This window comes from Salinivibrio socompensis S35, assembly GCF_000513715.1.
Taxonomy (GTDB): domain Bacteria; phylum Pseudomonadota; class Gammaproteobacteria; order Enterobacterales; family Vibrionaceae; genus Salinivibrio; species Salinivibrio socompensis.
In genome coordinates this window covers 20,504-39,511 of sequence record NZ_AQOD01000063.1, presented here as the reverse complement: position 1 = coordinate 39,511, position 19,008 = coordinate 20,504, and the positions used below count along the sequence as shown (strand labels likewise).

Here is a 19,008-nt window from a genome sequence, read left to right as displayed (position 1 = left end):
TTTTTATTTATTCGCCTTCTTCCATCGGTTCGCTTTCTTCCTGAATTTCGAGCAAAGTTGAGGCAATCGCGACAAAATCACTGTCGGTGATGATCCCAACCAACCGTTGGTGTTTAATCACGGGCAAGCAACCTATTTTCCGATCTAACATCGATAATGCCGCGGCACGTAATGAAGCCTCCGGCGTGACGGTAACAAGCTGCCTATCGGTAAATTGCGCGAGTGGCGTGTAGATTTGATCATCGCCATTGGTCGCTTTTCCTAAAGAAGACGCTTGGGCGGAGAGCACATCGCGTTGGGTGACAAGCCCAAGCAAACGCTCATTATCATCGACGATGGGTAGGTGACGGAAGCGTTCTAAACGCATTAAGCGATGCGCATCATCAAGGGTATGATTTGGACTCAGCGTATGCGGATGCCGGGTCATCATATCATCAACAGTAAACATGGCACCTCCTTGTTATCAGTGCACAGGATTACTTTTACTGTAGTGCACTTAAACCGGGGTAGACGTGATACGCATCAATTATCCGCGTAAGGGGTAAAAACGATAAACATAGCCGCGAGTGGATGACACGGAGCCACGCGCGGATGATCATGATTGAAAAATTGACCGTTTCGCTCGCTTGATATTCACGGTGGGCTACCTATACTAGCGGCCTGCTTTTTATCTAGGCAAACGTCATGCAATTATCCGATTTTCACTTTGAGCTTCCCGATGAATTAATCGCCCGCTATCCACAACCGGATCGTAGTGGGAGTCGATTACTGTCGCTGGAGGGGAATAGTGGTCAAGTCACGCACCGTCAGTTTAAAGATATCCTGGATTTGGTCGAGCCAGGCGACCTAATGGTGTTCAACAATACTCGAGTGATTCCCGCGCGTGTTTATGGCCGCAAAGCTCAGGCGGTAAGATTGAAGTGTTGGTTGAACGTGTGCTCGACGAGCGTCGTTTTCTCGCTCATGTGCGCGCATCGAAAGCACCAAAACCGGGGGCTGCGTTATTCCTCGGTGATAACGGACAGATCCCTGCAGAGATGGTGGCACGCCATGACGCCCTGTTCGAGATTCAGCTAAACGGCGATAAAGGAGTGGTCGATACACTGAACGACATTGGTCACATGCCACTGCCGCCGTATATTGACCGTCCTGATGAAGACAGTGACAAAGAGCGTTATCAAACCGTTTATAACCAAAAATCCGGTGCGGTAGCGGCACCGACCGCTGGCCTGCATTTTGATGATGGCATCATGGCGGCATTGAAAAACAAGGGCGTCAACATTGCCTTTGTTACCTTGCACGTGGGAGCCGGAACATTCCAACCGGTTCGGGTCGACAACATTGAAGAGCACACCATGCATGCTGAGTATGCTGAAGTGCCTCAAGAGGTAGTCGATGCGGTCAATCAAACGCGCGCACAAGGCAAGCGGGTGATTGCGGTAGGAACCACCTCTGTGCGCTCATTAGAGAGTGCGGCGCAAGCGGCGAAACAAAAAGGCGAGCCACTGGCGCCATTTTTCAACGATACCCAGATTTTTATCTACCCGGGTTATCAGTGGCAGCTGGTGGATGTGCTGGTTACTAATTTCCACTTGCCTGAATCAACATTGATCATGTTGGTAAGCGCGTTTGCCGGTTACGCGCACACCATGGCGGCTTATCGCGCTGCAGTTGATGAGCGCTATCGCTTTTTCAGCTATGGCGATGCCATGTTTATCACGCGTCAGCAACAACCTGATTAATGGATTGTCACGCGAAGCCAGGTTTCGCGTGAACTAAGCTTGCGGCAGGGTAAACCTTGTTAGCATAAGACACACGCCAGACTGTTTCTCTGGCACTGAGGAGGATTCGTGGAATACGAACTGAAGAAAACCGACGGGCGCGCTCGCCGTGGCCGTTTGATCTTTGAACGCGGTACGGTTGAAACCCCGGCGTTTATGCCGGTGGGTACGTACGGCACCGTAAAAGGAATGACCCCTGAAGAAGTGAAAGGCACAGGAGCTGAGATCTTACTCGGTAATACCTTTCACCTGTGGCTGCGCCCAGGACAAGAGATTATGCGACTGCACGGCGATTTGCATGACTTTATGCAGTGGCATGGCCCTATCTTAACCGACTCTGGCGGTTTTCAAGTCTTCAGCCTAGGGGATATCCGTAAAATTACTGAAGAAGGGGTGCATTTTCGTAACCCGGTTAACGGTGATCGCATTTTCATGGATGCGGAAAAGTCGATGGAGATCCAATACGACCTCGGTTCAGATGTCGTGATGATTTTTGACGAGTGTACCCCGTATCCAGCGACGCACGCGGAAGCGAAAAAATCGATGGAAATGTCACTGCGCTGGGCCAAGCGTAGCCGGAACCACTTTGACAAATTGGGTAACAAAAATGCGCTGTTTGGTATCGTACAAGGCGGCGTATACGAAGACCTGCGCGACATTTCGGTAGAAGGACTGACCGAGATTGGCTTTGATGGTTACGCCGTCGGCGGGCTGGCGGTCGGTGAGCCGAAAGAAGATATGCACCGCATTCTTGAACATACCTGTCCGCAGTTGCCGGAAGACAAACCCCGTTACCTAATGGGGGTGGGCAAACCGGAAGACTTAGTGGAAGGGGTGCGTCGTGGCGTTGATATGTTCGATTGCGTGATGCCAACTCGAAATGCCCGTAATGGTCACCTATTTATTACCGGCGGTGTGATCAAGATCCGTAATGCGAAACATAAAAGTGATACCTCGCCTTTGGATCCCGAGTGTGACTGTTACACTTGCCGCCATTATAGCCGTGCCTATCTTTACCATTTAGACCGTTGTAATGAAATCCTTGGTGCGCGACTCAATACTATCCATAATTTGCGTTATTATCAGCGCGTCATGGAAGGTTTGCGTAACGCGATTGACGAAGGTAGATTAGATGCCTTTGTAGCGGATTTCTACGCGCGTCGTGGCAAGGAAGTGCCACCGCTCGATTAATTTCGAATTCAACAACTAGAACGAGGACGTGATTGAATGTTTATCTCACAAGCTCACGCAGCGGCTGAAGCCGGGCCACAAGGTGGCGGTATGCAGCTTTTCATTATGCTTGGTCTCTTTGCGGTCATTTTTTATTTTATGATTTACCGCCCGCAATCGAAGCGTGTCAAAGAGCATAAAAACCTAATGGCATCGATGAGCAAAGGGGACGAGGTACTCACCGGCGGTGGTCTGGTGGGTAAAATTACCCAAATAGCTGAAGACAATGACTTTATTGTGATTGCTCTCAACGATAATAACGAAGTGACCATTAAAAAAGACTTCGTGACGGCAGTACTGCCCAAAGGTACTATCCAGTCTCTTTAATTTTCGCAACCATAAAGGATGCATGCTGTGCTAAACCGTTATCCTTTGTGGAAGTACATCATGGTGCTAATAGCTTTGGTTATTGGCATCGTGTATGCGCTTCCCAATTTATACGGTGAAGATCCAGCAGTACAAATTTCCGGGGCGCGTGGCGCCTCGGTAGATATGACTGCACTGGACTCCATCAAACAAACCCTCGAATCCAACGATCTCTCCTACCAATCGATTGCACTTGAAGAAGGTACCGTCTTAGCCCGCTTTAAAGACACTGAATCGCAAATCAGTGCCCGTGATGCGCTGATGTCTCGCTTCGATAGCAATGATTATGTAGTCGCATTAAACCTTGCGCCGGCAACGCCCTCTTGGTTGGACGCCCTTGGCGCAACACCGATGAAATTGGGCCTAGATTTACGCGGTGGGGTACACTTCCTAATGGAAGTGGATATGGACGCGGCGCTGGAAAAACTGATCACCCAGCAAGAAGATAGCTTTCGCACTGATTTACGTGAAGCCCGAATTCGCTATCGTGGGTTACGTGTCGAAGACAACACGCGCGTGATGGTTAACCTGCGTAACGCAGAAGACACCAATAAAGCCCTCGAACTACTGTCGAACAACTATCGAGACATGAACTTCTCGGTTGATGAAAACGACGGTACCTTGACCGCGGTCTATAAAGACGATCGGTTAAAAGAAATTCGTAATTACGCCGTGGCGCAAAACATCACCATTCTGCGTAATCGTGTTAATGAGCTCGGGGTCGCAGAACCTTTGGTCCAACGTCAAGGTGCGAGTCGCATCGTGGTTGAATTACCCGGTGTGCAAGATACGGCCCGAGCAAAAGAGATCCTGGGCGCGACCGCGACATTGGAATTTCGTGAAGTCGAGCAAGATGCCGATTTATCTGCGGCGATGGCAGGGCGTGTCCCACCTGGTAGTGAGCTAATGCGCTCGCGCGACGGGCGTCCTGCGGTATTGAAAAAGCGGGTCATCTTAACCGGTTCACACATCACAGACGCCAGCTCATCACGTGATGAGTACAGTCGCCCACAAGTGAATATCTCGCTCGATAGCGAGGGCGGTGACAAAATGTCTGACTTCAGTAAGCGCAACATTGGCGAGCTGATGGCCACCGTGTTTGCGGAGTACAAAGACAGTGGTGAGCGTGATGAAAACGGCAAGGTGATCTTGGAAAAACGCGAAGAAGTGATTAACCAAGCGACCATCCAATCAGCTCTCGGTCGTAACTTCCGAATTACTGGGATTGACTCAGCAGCAGAAGCGCACAACCTGGCGCTATTGCTACGTGCGGGTGCCTTGATTGCACCGATTTCGATTGTGGAAGAGCGCACGATTGGTCCATCCATGGGGCAGCAAAACATCAATATGGGTATACAAGCCTGTTTATGGGGCTTGGTTGCGGTCATGCTGTTTACACTGGTTTATTACCGTCGTTTCGGTTTGTTTGCTAACTGTGCGTTGTTCGCCAACATCATATTGATTATTGGGATTATGTCACTGATCCCGGGCGCGACCATGACGCTACCGGGTATTGCCGGTATTGTCTTGACCGTGGGGATGGCGGTGGATGCTAACGTGCTTATCTTCGAACGTATTCGCGAAGAGCTGCATGAAGGGCGTAGTCCACAACATGCGATTGATCGGGGTTACTCCAACGCTTTTAGCACCATTGCGGATGCCAATATTACCACGTTGATCACGGCGATCATCTTGTTTGCGGTGGGTTCTGGGGCAATTAAAGGCTTCGCGGTGACACTATCGATTGGTATTTTGACCTCCATGTTTACCGCTATCGTGGGAACGCGTGCACTGGTAAACCTAGTGTATGGCGGCAAGCGCGTCGAAAAACTGTCGATTTAAGGGAGCCCAAGCATGTTTCAAATATTTAAACCGGACATGTCGATCAACTTTATGCGTTGGTCCAAAGTGGCCTTCGTGCTTTCGATCTTCATGATTGCGGCCTCCGTGGTGACCTTATCAACCAAATGGTTGAACTGGGGGCTAGATTTTACCGGCGGTACCTTGATTGAAGTCGGATTTGAACAACCGGCTGATCTCGCGTTAATCCGAGATTCGCTATCCGCCGAAGGCTTTGGTGATGCCGTGGTGCAAAACTTCGGTAGCGCGACGGATGTGATGGTGCGATTGCGTCCACGTAATGACATGGAAGGTGAAAACCTCGGCAATGAAGTGCTGAATGCCATTAAGTCTGGCACCGGTGATAACGTGGAAATGCGCCGCATCGAGTTTGTCGGCCCTAATGTTGGGGACGAGCTGACGGAAGCAGGTGGTTTGGCAATCATCATTGCATTGGTTTGTATCCTGATCTACGTCTCGTTTCGTTTTGAATGGCGTCTAGCGTCAGGTGCCGTCATGGCACTGGCTCATGATGTTATTATTACGCTTGGGCTTTTCTCGCTGTTCGAAGTAGAGGTGGATCTCACTATCGTCGCGGCGTTACTGACTGTGGTGGGCTACTCGCTGAACGATACGATTGTGGTGTTTGACCGTATTCGGGAGAACTTCCGTAAGCTTCGTAAGGGTGAGTCAGACGAAATTATCAACGCATCTGTTTCACAAACCCTCAGTCGAACCACGATTACCTCGGGCACCACCTTGTTTGTGGTTATCTCGCTCTTTACCTTGGGCGGGTCGATGATCCATGGGTTTGCCATGGCGTTGCTGATTGGTATTACCGTGGGGACATACTCATCGATTTATGTCGCCTCTGCGCTGGCACTGAAACTTGGTATTGCGCGTGAACACCTCCTGGTTCCAGAAGTGGAAAAAGAAGGGGAAGAGTTCGACTCGATGCCTTAACTACATTGGCCCTGCGACATGAGTGGGGCAATGTATTGGTCTGATGGCTAACCTATCATAAAGCGCTATCCGGCAGACACAAAAAAGCGGCGTTCAATGAGCGCCGCTTTTTTATCGATATCTCGCCTGTATCTTTATTTTTTCATCGACTCAGGCGCGTGTTCGCGGACTTTGGCGAGCATGCCTTTTACGACACGTGCACCACCACTGACAATATTGCCAGAGCGCATGTAGTCAGTACCGCCGTTAAAGTCAGTACAAATGGCACCCGCTTCGCGTGCAATCAACTCACCTGCAGCCAGATCCCAAGGCTTAAGGCCAAGCTCAAAGAAACCATCAACACGACCTGCCGCTACATAGCAAAGATCCAACGCTGCCGACCCGGTACGACGGAAGTCAGCACACTCGACAAATAACGCACCGACCACAGCCATGAAGCCTTCAGCATGCTGTTTGGCTTTAAACGGGAAACCGGTTGCTAAAAGAGTGCCGTCAAGCTCTTTGGCACTGCCTGTACGGATACGTTTGTTGTTAAGTTGCGCGCCGGAGCCACGTTGAGCGGTAAATAGCTCATTGCGGATAGGATCATAAACGCAGCCGATCTCAGTGCGGCCTTTAATGCGCACGGCGATGGACACGCAGAAATGCGGAAAGTCATTAATGAAGTTAGTGGTGCCATCCAGTGGGTCGATGATCCATTGATAATCGCTGTCTTTTCCTTCGGCCACGCCTGACTCTTCGGCAACAATAGTGTGGTCCGGATAAGACTTTTTAATAATATCGATAATGATATGTTCCGCCGCTTTGTCGACATTGGTGACGAAGTCATTACTGCCTTTTTGTGCGGTTTCGATGTTGTCTTTGTTTTCTGCAGATTTAGCGATAAAATCGCCAGCCTTCCGTGCAGCACGGACGGCGATGTTTAGCATCGGATGCATACGGTTTTCCCAACGGATGTTAAAGAACGAAAGCGGAGCGGAGTATAACAGAGCCAGAGCAAAAGGAAAGTGGGTATTTTTTAACCGTCAATAATGGCGTGTCCGCGGTTAAATATGGCGCCAGCCGCAGGCTTAGCTGAGAAGTATTATCGATTGCACTGTGATAAACTGCGCGAAACTGACAGACCCCTGCCCATCCCACCAAGGTGGACAGAGCAAGAGACGAAAACAACATCATGTTAGATCAAATTCGCGTTGTATTAGTAGGCACCTCCCACTCCGGCAACATTGGCTCAGCGGCCCGAGCAATGAAAGTAATGGGGCTGACCAACATGACATTAGTGGCTCCCGGCTGTGAAGTGGACGGACAAGCCATTGCCTTGGCCGCAGGCGCCAGTGATATCGCCAATAACGCGCGGGTGGTTAACACGCTTGAAGATGCGGTTGCCGATTGTGGCTTGGTGATTGGCACCAGTGCAAGAAGCCGAACATTAGAGTGGCCAATGTTGGATGCACGAGAGTGTGGTCAAAAAGCGATTCAAGAGGCCGCAACGCATCCGGTCGCCATCGTCTTTGGTCGAGAGCGCACTGGGTTAACCAATGAGGAGCTGCAAACCTGTCACTATCATGTTTCGATTCCATCAAACCCAGACTATAGCTCTTTGAATTTGGCTATGGCGGTGCAAACACTCTGTTATGAAATGCGTGTTGCTTGGTTAGATAGTCAAGCCTACCAAGGCCCAAGTCTTGAGCAAGAGTATCCACTTAACCAAGACTTGGCGCGTTTTTATACTCACCTAGAAACGGTTCTCACCAAAACTGGGTTTATCCGCACCCAGCACCCAGGCATGGTAATGACGAAGTTGCGTCGCTTATTCAACCGAGCTCGGCTAGAGAGCCAAGAATTAAATATTTTACGTGGTGTCTTGTCATCGGTGGAAAAGGTGACCAAGCAAACGGCATCGAGCGAGCAGAATAGCGATAATCATCACACTCACTGATCCTTTCAAATGGCAAGCCGTACACCTTGGTGAAAGCCTGACAAAAATACTCAGGTAAATACTTGACCAAAATACTCAGGTATGTAACTATTTGAGTATCTATTCACCACAGGTAGCGTGTTATGAGATTGACTTCGAAAGGCCGTTATGCGGTTACCGCCATGCTCGATGTGGCGCTTCATGCCGAGCAGGGCCCTGTGCCCTTGGCGGATATCTCAGAGCGTCAAGGCATTTCATTGTCTTATCTTGAGCAACTGTTTTCACGGCTCCGTAAGTCGGGACTGGTCAGCAGTGTCCGTGGCCCAGGCGGTGGTTATCGTCTCGGAATAGCGGCGAACGAGATTGCCGTTGGCGCTGTGATTGCCGCTGTTGACGAATCGGTTGACGCGACTAAATGCCAAGGTAAAGCAGATTGCCAAGGCGGAACCCGTTGTTTGACACACACCTTGTGGCACGACTTAAGTGCCCGTATTAGCGGTTTTCTAAACGACATCACGCTCGGTGAGCTGATGCATGATAACGAAGTGAAGCAAGTAGCAGATCGTCAGGACGCTAAACGGGATGCCTCATTGGCACCAAAAAACACGTTTAGCTCGAAGGTTAAACAAGATAGCGCCACCATAGGCGTGAACGTTCGCTCCTGATGACCAATGTCGGTGTAATTGGAGAAAAACATGAAATTGCCCATATATTTTGATTATTCAGCCACGTGTCCGGTTGATCCGCGCGTTGCCGAAAAATGAGTCAGCACCTGACCATGGACGGGGTCTTTGGTAACCCAGCCTCCCGCTCGCACCGCTTTGGCTGGCAAGCAGAAGAAGCCGTTGATACCGCGCGCGAAAACATTGCTGACTATTGCAATGCCGATCCGCGTGAGATTGTCTTCACCTCAGGCGCGACGGAATCAGACAATCTGGCCATCAAAGGGATTGCCAATTTCTACTCGAAAAAAGGCAAGCACATTATTACGTGCAAGACCGAGCATAAAGCGGTGCTTGATCCTTGCCGGCAGCTAGAGCGTGAAGGGTTTGAAGTCACGTACCTAGAGCTCGAAGAAAATGGCTTGGTCGATCTTAAAAAGCTCGAAGCCGCGATGCGTGATGACACCATCTTGGTTTCTATCATGCACGTAAACAACGAAATTGGCGTGATTCAGGACATTTCGGCCATCGGCGAGTTATGCCGTGAGCGTAAAATCATGTTCCACGTTGATGCCGCGCAATCGGTGGGCAAAGTGCCACTGGACGTGAAAGAAATGAAAATCGATTTGATTTCTTTCAGCGCGCACAAAGCGTATGGACCAAAAGGTATCGGTGCCTTGTATGTGCGCCGTAAACCACGTGTCCGCATTGAAGCGCAAATGCACGGCGGCGGGCACGAGCGCGGGATGCGTTCAGGCACCTTGCCGACCCACCAAATTGTTGGCATGGGTGAAGCCTTCCGTATCGCGAAAGAAGAGCGTGAGAAAGATTTCCAACACGCATTAGCACTGCGCAACCGCTTTTATGAAGGTGTGAAAGATTTAGAAGAAGTTTACGTGAATGGCGATATGGAACAGCGTGTTCCACACAACTTGAACGTGAGCTTTGCCTTTGTGGAAGGTGAGTCTTTGTTGATGGCGCTAAAAGATCTGGCGGTTTCGTCAGGATCGGCGTGTACATCCGCAAGCTTGAGCCTTCTTATGTCCTTCGTGCGCTAGGACGCGACGATGAGCTCGCACACAGCTCACTGCGCTTTTCATTTGGTCGCTTTACCACTGAAGAAGAAGTGGACTATGCGATTGAAAAGGTCCGTGAAGCCGTGAACAAGCTGCGTGAAATGTCCCCACTTTGGGACATGTACAAAGATGGTATTGATTTAAGTACCGTTGAATGGGCGCACCACTAATTAGAAAAACGCGCCAACTGGCAACAGTGAGCAATCATATTGAGGAAACAATTATGGCTTACAGCGATAAAGTAATTGACCACTACGAAAACCCACGTAACGTTGGCTCGTTTGAGAAAGGCGATCCATCCGTTGGTAACGGTATGGTCGGTGCCCCGGCATGTGGCGATGTGATGAAGCTACAAATCAAAGTTAACGATGCAGGTATCATCGAAGACGCCAAATTTAAAACCTACGGCTGCGGATCGGCGATCGCGTCGAGCTCGTTAGTGACCGAATGGGTGAAAGGCCGTTCGATTGACGATGCAGCCGCAATCAAAAACTCTGAGATTGCGGAAGAGCTCGAGCTGCCACCGGTTAAAGTCCACTGCTCTATCTTAGCGGAAGACGCTATTAAAGCAGCCGTTAGCGACTACAAGAAAAAACACCAGCAGTAAACGAAGGGGTTGTTGATACTATGGCTATTACCATGACACAAGCGGCATCAGATCGCGTCAGAGCGTTTCTAGATAACCGTGGAAAGGGCATTGGCTTGCGTCTTGGCGTACGGACGTCAGGGTGCTCCGGCATGGCCTATATCATTGAATTTGCTGATGAGCTTCAAGAAGGTGATCAGGTATTCGAATACGATGATGTCAAGGTAATCGTCGATGGCAAGAGCCTGCTCTATCTTGATGGGACAGAGTTAGATTTTGTTAAAGAAGGCCTAAACGAAGGTTTTCAGTTCAACAACCCTAACGTCAGTAGCGAATGTGGTTGTGGCGAAAGCTTCAACGTGTAATACGTGAGAGCACATGAATCATTTTGAACTCTTCGGGCTACCGTATCAGTTTGAGCTGGACGGTAGCTCGCTTTCTTCAACGTTTCGGGAACTGCAACGTCAGTATCATCCAGATAACGTTGCTAGCCAAGACGATAAAACGCGTCTTCAGGCAGTGCAGAAAGCCTCGCAAATTAACGATGCGTTTCAGACGTTGAAAGATCCTGTTCGACGCGCTGAATATATGCTGACGTTGCAAAGTATTGATATAAAAGACGAACAGCAAACGATGCAGGATCCTGAGTTCTTGATGCAGCAAATGACGTTGCGTGAAGAGTTGGAGTCGATCACTGATAGCAAAGACGATGCTGCGTTATTTGATTTAGGCGAAAAAGCACAAGCCTTTATGCTGCCCTGATCAAAGAGGTGAAGCAGGCACTGGTTGCCTCTCAATGGCAAGAAGCGGCAGTGATTGTGCGCAAGCTTAAGTTTGCAGAGAAGCTTCGCTCCGAAGTGGAACGCGTCGAAGATCAGCTCATGAGCTGATCGGTACTATTCGCCTGTCAACGCAGTAAAGTTTAAGGATTAGACATGGCACTGTTACAGATTTCAGAGCCCGGTCAAAGTGCCGCACCGCATGAACATAAGCATGCAGTCGGCATCGATTTGGGTACCACCAACACCTTGGTTGCCACGGTACGAAGCGGTATCGCAACCACTTTGAACGATGAGCACGATCGGTCACTGATCCCGTCGGTGGTCCACTATGGTGGCGATGCCATTTCAGTGGGTTATGACGCCCTTCCTCATGTACAAACGGATAGCGCGAATACCCTAGTATCGGTCAAACGCATGATGGGACGCTCGTTGGGTGACGTTCAAACACGGTATCCCCAGCTCCCTTATCGGTTTCACAAACTGAAAATGGCTTGCCACAAGTCGAGACGCGACGTGGTGCCATTAATCCGATTCAAGGCTCGTCCGATATTTTACGGGCGGTACGCGAGCGTGCAGAAAACAGCTTGGGTGATGTGCTTGAAGCGTCGTGATCACTGTCCCAGCGTATTTTGATGTATGCCCAGCGTGCAGGCACCAAAGATGCCGCTAAACTCGCGGGCCTAAATGTGCTCCGCTTATTGAATGAGCCAACTGCAGCGGCCATTGCCTATGGGCTCGACTCAGGCCAAGAAGGCGTGATCGCGGTGTATGACCTCGGTGGCGGCACCTTTGATATCTCAATTTTGCGTCTCTCTCAAGGCGTCTTCGAAGTGATGGCGACTGGCGGTGATTCGGCATTAGGCGGTGATGACTTTGATCATCTGCTAGAGCAGTGGATTTGTGAGCAAGCCGGGTTTGAGATCCTCAGTGGTGATGAGCGCCGCACCGTGCTCCATGCTGCAACACAAGCGAAAATCGCATTATCTTCGGCAGACAGCACCCAAATCGAGGTACTCGGTTGGCAAGGTTCACTGACACGTGACACCTTTGATGCCTTGGTGGCTCCCCTCATCAAAAAGACCTTGATGTCTTGCCGCCGTGCACTCAAAGATGCGGGAATCAGTGCCGATGAGATCCTAGAGGTCGTGATGGTTGGCGGATCAACCCGTGTACCAGCAGTCCGTGATCAAGTCGGCGACTTTTTTGGTCGTGAGCCTTTAACCCGTATCGACCCGGATAAAGTGGTCGCAATAGGGGCGGCAACACAAGCGGATATCTTAGTCGGCAATAAGCCTGACTCTGATATGTTGTTGCTGGACGTGATCCCACTCTCGCTTGGTATTGAGACCATGGGCGGCTTGGTGGAAAAAATTATTCCACGTAATACCACGATCCCAGTGGCGAAAGCCCAAGAGTTTACCACCTTTAAAGACGGTCAAACCGGCATGAAGGTCCATGTGGTACAAGGTGAGCGGGAAATGTCGATAGTTGTCGCTCGCTAGCGCGTTTTTCATTGAAAGGTATTCCACCGATGACCGCCGGTGCGGCCCATGTCCGCGTCACCTACCAAGTGGATGCCGACGGTTTGCTGTCTGTGTCCGCGATGGAAAAGTCAACGGGGTTGAGTCGTCTATCCAAGTCAAGCCATCTTATGGCTTAACGACGATGAAATTGCCGATATGATTAAGTCATCGTTCACGCATGCTGAAGAAGACAAAGACGCGCGCTATTTAGCGGAACAACGCGTTGAAGCGGATCGCGTGATCGAAGGGCTGTTGGTCGCCATGCAGCAAGACGGTGACACCTTGCTTAATCAAGATGAGCAACAAGCACTCGTGAACGAGATTGAAACATTGATCGCGCTGCGTAACGGAGATGATGGCGCTGCCATTGAAGCGGGGATCAAAGCACTAGATAAAGCCAGCCAGACCTTTGCGGCGCGTCGTATGGACAAATCGATTCGTCATGCGTTGGCCGGTCAATCCATTGATGAGGTGTAATCATGCCCAAGATTATTGTTCTACCGCACCAGGACTTGTGCCCAGACGGTGCGGAGTTAGAGGCGAAAGAGGGCGAAACCGTCCTAGATGTGGCATTAAAAAACGGTATTGGTATTGAGCATGCGTGTGAAAAGTCTTGCGCTTGTACGACCTGCCACGTTGTGGTTCGCGAAGGCTTTGACTCGCTCGATGAAAGTGATGAGCTTGAAGATGACATGCTAGATAAAGCTTGGGGGCTTGAGCCTGAGTCACGCCTTGGCTGTCAGGCAAAAATCACCGATGAAGATCTCGTGGTTGAAATTCCGCGCTATACCCTAAACCATGCAGCTGAAAACCATTAATCCAAGGCTGCAACGGACGGAGAAGCACAATGAGTTTAAAATGGACGGACTCACTCGATATTGCGATTGAGCTTTGTGACGCTTACCCAGAGGTGGATCCTAAAACAGTACGTTTTACCGACTTGCATCAATGGATCACGGAACTGGATGATTTTGACGATGAGCCGGAACGTTCTAACGAGCGAATGCTAGAAGCGATCATCATGTGCTGGATGGATGAATTAGACTGAGGGATAGCTCTCGTGAGTGATTGATAATACTTGTGTTATCGTCACCGGCTCGGCACAGTACCTATGGCCAAATACGATTGTTACTAAAAGCGGGTCTATTGGCTCGCTTTTTTTATTCAACTGGGTGTCATTTATTCGATGCAAGCGACCCAGTCAGACACGCTGTACAGTAAAAAACAGCGCGACAGTACAAGGAGTGCAACATGTCAGAAACATTAAACGTAACCCTGTCGCATCAACCGGCAGCGGCGCAATGGGGCGACAACGCGCTCGTCTCATTTGATGCTGGAAATGCCGTGATCCATGCTCCCTCTGATGCGAGCCAAAACGATAAGGTTCAGCAAGCGGCCCGTAAACTTGAAGGACAAGGCGTGCCCGCCTTAACCCTAACTGGTGAACACTGGACCCTTGAGCTGGTCTGGGCGTTCTATCAAGGGCTTCGTGGGCCGAAAAATAAGGTCGCTTTTGAGCAAAACGTGCTCAGTGACAACGACGCCGAAGCGTTTAACTTACGGAAAACGGTCGTGGATTGGGTACGCGATATCATCAACCAAACCGCCGAAGAAGTCGGTCCGCATCAACTCGTAGCACGTGCGGGGGAATTTGTTAAATCGATGGCACCGGACCATGTCACCTATAAAATTATTTCAGGCACGGATCTGTTGGAAAAAGGGTGGCATGGTATTTATACCGTTGGCCGAGGCTCTGCCCGCAAACCAACGATGCTGCAACTGGACTACAACCCAACGGGCGATCCGGATGCACCGGTTTATGCGTGCTTAGTCGGTAAAGGGATCACCTTTGATTCGGGTGGCTATAGCATCAAAGGCTCGGATTTCATGACCACCATGAAAGCCGATATGGGTGGCTCAGCGACCGCAACCGGTGCGTTGGCAATGGCGATTGCGAAAGGCTAGATAAGCGCGTGAAATTAGTGCTTTGCTGTGCTGAAAACATGATCTCAAGTAGCGCATACAAGCTGGGCGACATCATTACCTACAAAAACGGTGTCACGGTTGAAGTGCTGAATACCGACGCCGAAGGCCGCTTGGTCCTGGCAGATGGTTTAATGTATGCCAGTGAGCAAAAGCCTGAACTCTTAATCGATTGCGCGACCTTAACCGGTTCGGCGAAAGCGGCATTGGGTAACGATTATCACGCATTGTTTAGCTTTGATGATGCGCTTGCGCATCGCACCCTGGAGGCAGCACAGCAAGAAGGGGAAGGAATGTGGTCTCTCCCTGTGGCCGAATTCCATCGCAACCTCCTGCCTTCATCGTTTGCGGATATTGCCAATGTCTCGACGGGCGCTTATATGCCAGGTGCAAGCACGGCAGCCGCGTTCTTGTCTTATTTTGTAGAAGACTACCAAAAAGGCTGGATGCACATCGACTGCTCGGGGACGTATCGTAAAGCCGCCAGTGACAAATGGGCTGTCGGTGCCACAGGGATGGGCGTAAAAACCTAGCGCGTGTGTTATTGAATGAAGCCAAGTAGCTTCACAGCCATCAAGTAGTCTCACCATCCTAAAGCGGTGATGCGTTGATGAATTTTTTGTGTCAGTTAACGCTTCACCGGATTGATGATGGGGACAGATAACAAAGTTTGCTAGGGTAAGCGTGTTGTTGCTCCTAGTGAGCCTGATTTAGACAGTGAAAGGACAAGCGAATGACCATTGAACGCACTTTTTCTATCGTCAAGCCTGATGCCGTAGAGCGTAACTTGATTGGCACGCTTTATCAGCGTATCGAAAGTGCTGGCTTGCGCATCGTGGCAGCTAAGATGTTACACCTTAGCAAAGAACAAGCTGAGGGATTTTATGCTGAGCACCAAGGAAAACCCTTCTTTGCGTCCTTGGTCGAGTTTATGACCTCTGGACCGATTATGGTGCAGGTGTTGGAAGGGGAGAGTGCCATCAACCGTTATCGTGAGTTGATGGGAAAAACCAACCCTGAAGAAGCGGCTTGCGGTACATTGCGCGCTGATTACGCAGAAAGTATGCAATATAACTCCGTGCATGGCTCGGATAGCCCAGACTCTGCTGAGCGTGAAATTGCCTATTTTTTCACCGCGGATGAAATTCATCCTCGTTGTTAAAACAAAAACGCACATAAAAAGTTAATAAAGTTAACAAAGAGGCGCGAGCCTCTTTTTTTATTTCTTTCATTCTCTGCCTCCCATCGAATAACCACGCTCATAGAGAGTGGAAACTGTGATCTAAAGCCTGTACAATTTCGCGCCTTAAGCGCGTTCCGAACAGGTTTCTTGACGAGGGTCAAGGTGTATTAATCGGAAAACGCGAGGCCAATATCCGTGTCTTACCATATAGCTAGTTCTTACGAGGCAACCCCAATGACGACAGAGAAAGTAAATCTGCTTGATTTTGACAGGCAAGGATTGCGTGCCTATTTCGCCGATGAGCTCGGTGAAAAAGCCTTCCGCGCTGACCAAATCATGAAGTGGATGTATCATTTTGGTTGCGATGACTTCGATGAAATGAACAACATCAACAAGAAGTTACGTGAAAGACTTAAGCAGGTGGCAGAGATCAAAGCGCCTGAGGTGAGCGAAGCGCATTACTCAAAAGATGGCACCATTAAATGGGCCATGCGAGTGGGCGGTCAGGATGTAGAAACCGTGTATATCCCAGAAGATGACCGAGCGACACTGTGTGTGTCCTCTCAGGTGGGTTGTGCACTCGATTGTAAATTTTGCTCGACAGGCGCGCAGGGGTTTAACCGAAATTTGCGCGTCTCTGAAATTATTGGTCAGGTTTGGCGTGCCGCAAAAGAAATTGGCATTGAGAAAGAAACCGGACGCCGTCCTATTACCAATGTGGTGATGATGGGGATGGGTGAACCGCTACTTAACATGAAAAACCTGCTGCCGTCGTTAAACTTGATGCTCGATGATAACGCCTACGGCTTGTCGAAACGTCGCGTCACGGTGTCGACCTCTGGGGTCGTGTCTGGCTTAGAGCAAATGATTGGCAAAATTGATGTGGCGCTTGCCATTTCACTGCACGCGCCGAATGATGAGTTGCGTAGCCAAATCATGCCGATTAACGATCGCTGGGACATCGATACTTTCTTAGATGTCGTTCATCGTTATATTGAAACCTCGAATGCCAACCGTGGCCGTGTGACCGTTGAATATATTTTGCTTGATCATGTGAATGACGACATGGAGCATGCGCGCCAACTCGCAGAGCTACTAAAAGATACACCGGCAAAGATTAACCTGATCCCATTTAACCCGTATCCTGGATCGCCATTCAATAAACCGAGTAACTCTCGTATTGATCGGTTTATGAAAACCTTAATGGAATACGATTTTACTGTCACGGTGCGTAAACGCGCGGCGATGATATTGATGCGGCGTGTGGCCAATTGGCCGGGGATATTGTCGACCGGACAAAACGCGCTGAGAAGCGACTGGGTGCGCAGGAGGTGATCCCTGTTCGACCCGTCTAGCATAATAGATCTTTGAGAGGGAAGAACATGGTAAAAACTGGCTGGGTATTCGTGTTGATTATCACGTTGGCAGGCTGTGCCTCGCCAGTTTCACAGCAAAACGACACTCAGTTTGATAAAATTCAAGCGGCAGAGGCACGAATTTCGTTGGGGCTAGGTTACTTAAACAGTGATCGCTATCAACAAGCGCAGCAAAACTTGCAGCAAGCACACCAATATGCGCCTAATTACTATCGTACCTCGCTGTCTATGGCGTATTATCAACAACGTGTCGGTGAAACCGACCAAGCGGACCGTTTATATCAAAAAGCGTTATCGCAAGCGTCTGAAAAAGGTGATGTGTACAATAACTACGGTGTGTTTTTGTGTGAACAGCAGCGTTTTGCAGAGGCAAAAGACGCATTTTTGCAAGCAGTCGCACAACCGTATTATCATCGTGTGTCAGACAGTTATGAAAATGCCGCGTTCTGTCAGCTGAAAGCTGGCGATATCAAGAGCGCCAAGGCCTTGTTTGAAAAAGCGACTGAGCATGACCCGCTGAGTGTCCGTGCAGGATTACAACTTGCCAAGTTAGAGATAGAACAAGCGCAAGAGACACGAGCGATCACGCGTATCAAACAACTCCATAAACGCGTGGGTGTCTATCCTAGCGGACTATTATTGTTGGTCAAAGCCTATCAACAACAAGGCAACACGGAACAAGCTGCCCATGATGCCCAGCGATTGGCGCGCCGGTTTCCAGAATCCAAAGAATATCAATTGTACTTAGCGAATGAATACTGAACAGACGGAAGAACACGCGCAATCAGATACGCAACCTGCGCCCGGGGAAGTATTAAAGCAAGCGCGAGAAAAAATGGGCTGGAGTGTTCGCGATGTGGCTGACCGACTGCGGTTGCGAGTCAGTGTTATCGAGGACCTAGAAAACAATAATCCAGAGATGGATCAACTGGCCACGTTTACGCGTGGCTATTTGCGATCCTATGCCAAGTTAATGCAAATCGATGCCGACCAGCTTCTGGGCAACAACAATATGGATGCGAGCAGTGCGGCAACGGTTCAGAAGATGCAAAGCTTTTCGCGCAAGACACGACGGCAAAGAAGCGAGAGCCGTTTAATGTGGTTGTCTTGGGTGATCATTGCTATCGCGGTAGGCATTACCGGTGTGTGGTATTGGCAAAATCAGCAAGCAATAACATCGTTACCCTCGAAATTGGATAGCGAACAAGCCGATGAGTTGGTAACGACCCCCTCCGATCAAGACAGTGGAGTCATTGCCGCTGGCCCTCAAACCACAGCGGGTAGGCTCGACACTGAGTCTATGGAGGCAACCGATGCGTCGCAACTGTTAGAATCAGCAGCAGAGGCGCAATCGACTCCAGCGTCCTCTGACGAGGCAATCGGCGATACGCAAACGGATGGTCAAACGAACGATGAAGCGAATCGTCATGAAACATCACAAGCACAAGCGTCATCGACGGACTCAGAGCCAACAACAACCGTGAGCGCCATCGAAAACCGCTTGGTTATGACCTTTCGTGGAGATTGCTGGATTGATGTGCGCGATGCCAATGGCGAGCGCTTGGCAACAGGCATAAAAGCTGAAGGTGAGCAAATCACCTTGACTGGCGAAACACCGTACCAATTGGTACTCGGAGCGCCAGGTGTGGTGAATATTACCTTTAATGGCGACAATATTGATCTTGATGGCTACCCAACCGGCCAAGTGGCTCGGTTGCGCCTTCCGCAGTAATCAGAGAA

15 protein-coding genes and 6 pseudogenes are annotated in these 19,008 nt (G+C 49.8%); 19 read left to right on the top strand and 2 right to left on the bottom strand.

Annotated elements, in window-relative coordinates:
- Positions 1-7 precede the first annotated feature (7 nt).
- Positions 8-448, bottom strand: a complete 441-nt coding sequence (locus DZ54_RS0108275; RefSeq protein ID WP_025673733.1) for a CBS domain-containing protein — start codon at positions 446-448, stop codon at positions 8-10.
- A gap of 236 nt (positions 449-684) precedes the next feature.
- On the opposite strand from DZ54_RS0108275, the pseudogene queA reads away from it, so the two are divergent.
- The 5 genes and pseudogenes from queA (at position 685) to secF (ending at position 6,179) form a co-directional block, all read left to right on the top strand.
- Positions 685-1,742: pseudogene (gene queA, locus DZ54_RS20155) on the top strand (tRNA preQ1(34) S-adenosylmethionine ribosyltransferase-isomerase QueA).
- A 108-nt stretch (positions 1,743-1,850) separates the two neighbouring features.
- Positions 1,851-2,972 carry a tRNA guanosine(34) transglycosylase Tgt gene (gene tgt, locus DZ54_RS0108265; protein ID WP_025673732.1) on the top strand — a complete coding sequence of 374 codons (1,122 nt, stop codon included), beginning with the start codon at positions 1,851-1,853 and terminating at the stop codon, positions 2,970-2,972.
- Positions 2,973-3,008: 36 nt separating this feature from the next.
- Positions 3,009-3,338, top strand: coding sequence for a preprotein translocase subunit YajC (gene yajC / locus DZ54_RS0108260; RefSeq protein ID WP_021022912.1), 330 nt, complete (start codon positions 3,009-3,011; stop codon positions 3,336-3,338).
- 27 nt (positions 3,339-3,365) lie between these two features.
- Positions 3,366-5,219: a protein translocase subunit SecD gene (gene secD / locus DZ54_RS0108255; RefSeq protein WP_025673731.1), complete on the top strand. Its 1,854-nt coding sequence runs from the start codon at positions 3,366-3,368 to the stop codon at positions 5,217-5,219.
- Between the two features lie 12 nt (positions 5,220-5,231).
- Positions 5,232-6,179 carry a protein translocase subunit SecF gene (gene secF, locus DZ54_RS0108250; protein ID WP_025673730.1) on the top strand — a complete coding sequence of 316 codons (948 nt, stop codon included), beginning with the start codon at positions 5,232-5,234 and terminating at the stop codon, positions 6,177-6,179.
- Positions 6,180-6,313: 134 nt separating this feature from the next.
- On the opposite strand, the gene suhB is transcribed toward secF, so the two are convergent.
- Complete coding sequence (suhB, locus tag DZ54_RS0108245) at positions 6,314-7,117, bottom strand: inositol-1-monophosphatase (protein WP_025673729.1); 804 nt, start codon at positions 7,115-7,117, stop codon at positions 6,314-6,316.
- A gap of 236 nt (positions 7,118-7,353) precedes the next feature.
- On the opposite strand from suhB, the gene trmJ reads away from it, so the two are divergent.
- The 14 genes and pseudogenes from trmJ to rodZ all read left to right on the top strand — a co-directional run bounded on the left by trmJ (position 7,354) and on the right by rodZ (position 19,000).
- Entirely contained in the window at positions 7,354-8,118 is a 765-nt protein-coding gene (gene trmJ / locus DZ54_RS0108240) for a tRNA (cytosine(32)/uridine(32)-2'-O)-methyltransferase TrmJ (protein ID WP_025673728.1), read from the top strand.
- Between the two features lie 122 nt (positions 8,119-8,240).
- Positions 8,241-8,762: a Fe-S cluster assembly transcriptional regulator IscR gene (iscR, locus tag DZ54_RS0108235; protein WP_025673727.1), complete on the top strand. Its 522-nt coding sequence runs from the start codon at positions 8,241-8,243 to the stop codon at positions 8,760-8,762.
- 30 nt (positions 8,763-8,792) lie between these two features.
- Positions 8,793-10,005: pseudogene (locus tag DZ54_RS20150) on the top strand (IscS subfamily cysteine desulfurase).
- 53 nt (positions 10,006-10,058) lie between these two features.
- Positions 10,059-10,442 carry a Fe-S cluster assembly scaffold IscU gene (gene iscU / locus DZ54_RS0108225; RefSeq protein WP_025673726.1) on the top strand — a complete coding sequence of 128 codons (384 nt, stop codon included), beginning with the start codon at positions 10,059-10,061 and terminating at the stop codon, positions 10,440-10,442.
- Between the two features lie 20 nt (positions 10,443-10,462).
- Positions 10,463-10,786: an iron-sulfur cluster assembly protein IscA gene (gene iscA / locus DZ54_RS0108220; RefSeq protein WP_025673725.1), complete on the top strand. Its 324-nt coding sequence runs from the start codon at positions 10,463-10,465 to the stop codon at positions 10,784-10,786.
- 13 nt (positions 10,787-10,799) lie between these two features.
- Positions 10,800-11,311 (top strand): annotated as a pseudogene (hscB, locus tag DZ54_RS20145) (co-chaperone HscB).
- 45 nt (positions 11,312-11,356) lie between these two features.
- Positions 11,357-13,203: pseudogene (gene hscA, locus DZ54_RS20140) on the top strand (Fe-S protein assembly chaperone HscA).
- Positions 13,204-13,205: 2 nt separating this feature from the next.
- On the top strand, positions 13,206-13,544 hold the full coding sequence (gene fdx / locus DZ54_RS0108205; protein ID WP_025673724.1) for an ISC system 2Fe-2S type ferredoxin: 339 nt from the start codon (positions 13,206-13,208) through the stop codon (positions 13,542-13,544).
- Between the two features lie 29 nt (positions 13,545-13,573).
- Entirely contained in the window at positions 13,574-13,774 is a 201-nt protein-coding gene (gene iscX, locus DZ54_RS0108200) for a Fe-S cluster assembly protein IscX (protein ID WP_025673723.1), read from the top strand.
- Between the two features lie 203 nt (positions 13,775-13,977).
- Positions 13,978-15,271 (top strand): annotated as a pseudogene (gene pepB / locus DZ54_RS20135) (aminopeptidase PepB).
- A gap of 171 nt (positions 15,272-15,442) precedes the next feature.
- Positions 15,443-15,871 carry a nucleoside-diphosphate kinase gene (ndk, locus tag DZ54_RS0108190; protein ID WP_025673722.1) on the top strand — a complete coding sequence of 143 codons (429 nt, stop codon included), beginning with the start codon at positions 15,443-15,445 and terminating at the stop codon, positions 15,869-15,871.
- Positions 15,872-16,126: 255 nt separating this feature from the next.
- Positions 16,127-17,247 (top strand): annotated as a pseudogene (gene rlmN, locus DZ54_RS20130) (dual-specificity RNA methyltransferase RlmN).
- A gap of 27 nt (positions 17,248-17,274) precedes the next feature.
- Positions 17,275-18,030, top strand: coding sequence for a type IV pilus biogenesis/stability protein PilW (gene pilW, locus DZ54_RS0108180; protein ID WP_025673721.1), 756 nt, complete (start codon positions 17,275-17,277; stop codon positions 18,028-18,030).
- Entirely contained in the window at positions 18,020-19,000 is a 981-nt protein-coding gene (gene rodZ, locus DZ54_RS0108175; RefSeq protein WP_025673720.1) for a cytoskeleton protein RodZ, read from the top strand. The genes pilW and rodZ overlap by 11 nt, the downstream gene beginning before the upstream one ends.
- Positions 19,001-19,008: the final 8 nt, after the last annotated feature.

Excerpts from the sequence above, each read along its gene's own strand:
- ndk (WP_025673722.1), top strand. The coding sequence starts at position 15,443 with ATGACCATTGAACGCACTTTTTCTATCGTCAAGCCTGATGCCGTAGAG.
- pilW (WP_025673721.1), top strand. The coding sequence starts at position 17,275 with ATGGTAAAAACTGGCTGGGTATTCGTGTTGATTATCACGTTGGCAGGC.
- suhB (WP_025673729.1), bottom strand. The coding sequence starts at position 7,117 with ATGCATCCGATGCTAAACATCGCCGTCCGTGCTGCACGGAAGGCTGGC.
- secF (WP_025673730.1), top strand. The coding sequence starts at position 5,232 with ATGTTTCAAATATTTAAACCGGACATGTCGATCAACTTTATGCGTTGG.
- iscX (WP_025673723.1), top strand. The coding sequence starts at position 13,574 with ATGAGTTTAAAATGGACGGACTCACTCGATATTGCGATTGAGCTTTGT.
- yajC (WP_021022912.1), top strand. The coding sequence starts at position 3,009 with ATGTTTATCTCACAAGCTCACGCAGCGGCTGAAGCCGGGCCACAAGGT.
- trmJ (WP_025673728.1), top strand. The coding sequence starts at position 7,354 with ATGTTAGATCAAATTCGCGTTGTATTAGTAGGCACCTCCCACTCCGGC.
- iscR (WP_025673727.1), top strand. The coding sequence starts at position 8,241 with ATGAGATTGACTTCGAAAGGCCGTTATGCGGTTACCGCCATGCTCGAT.
- rodZ (WP_025673720.1), top strand. The coding sequence starts at position 18,020 with ATGAATACTGAACAGACGGAAGAACACGCGCAATCAGATACGCAACCT.
- iscU (WP_025673726.1), top strand. The coding sequence starts at position 10,059 with ATGGCTTACAGCGATAAAGTAATTGACCACTACGAAAACCCACGTAAC.
- DZ54_RS0108275 (WP_025673733.1), bottom strand. The coding sequence starts at position 448 with ATGTTTACTGTTGATGATATGATGACCCGGCATCCGCATACGCTGAGT.
- iscA (WP_025673725.1), top strand. The coding sequence starts at position 10,463 with ATGGCTATTACCATGACACAAGCGGCATCAGATCGCGTCAGAGCGTTT.
- fdx (WP_025673724.1), top strand. The coding sequence starts at position 13,206 with ATGCCCAAGATTATTGTTCTACCGCACCAGGACTTGTGCCCAGACGGT.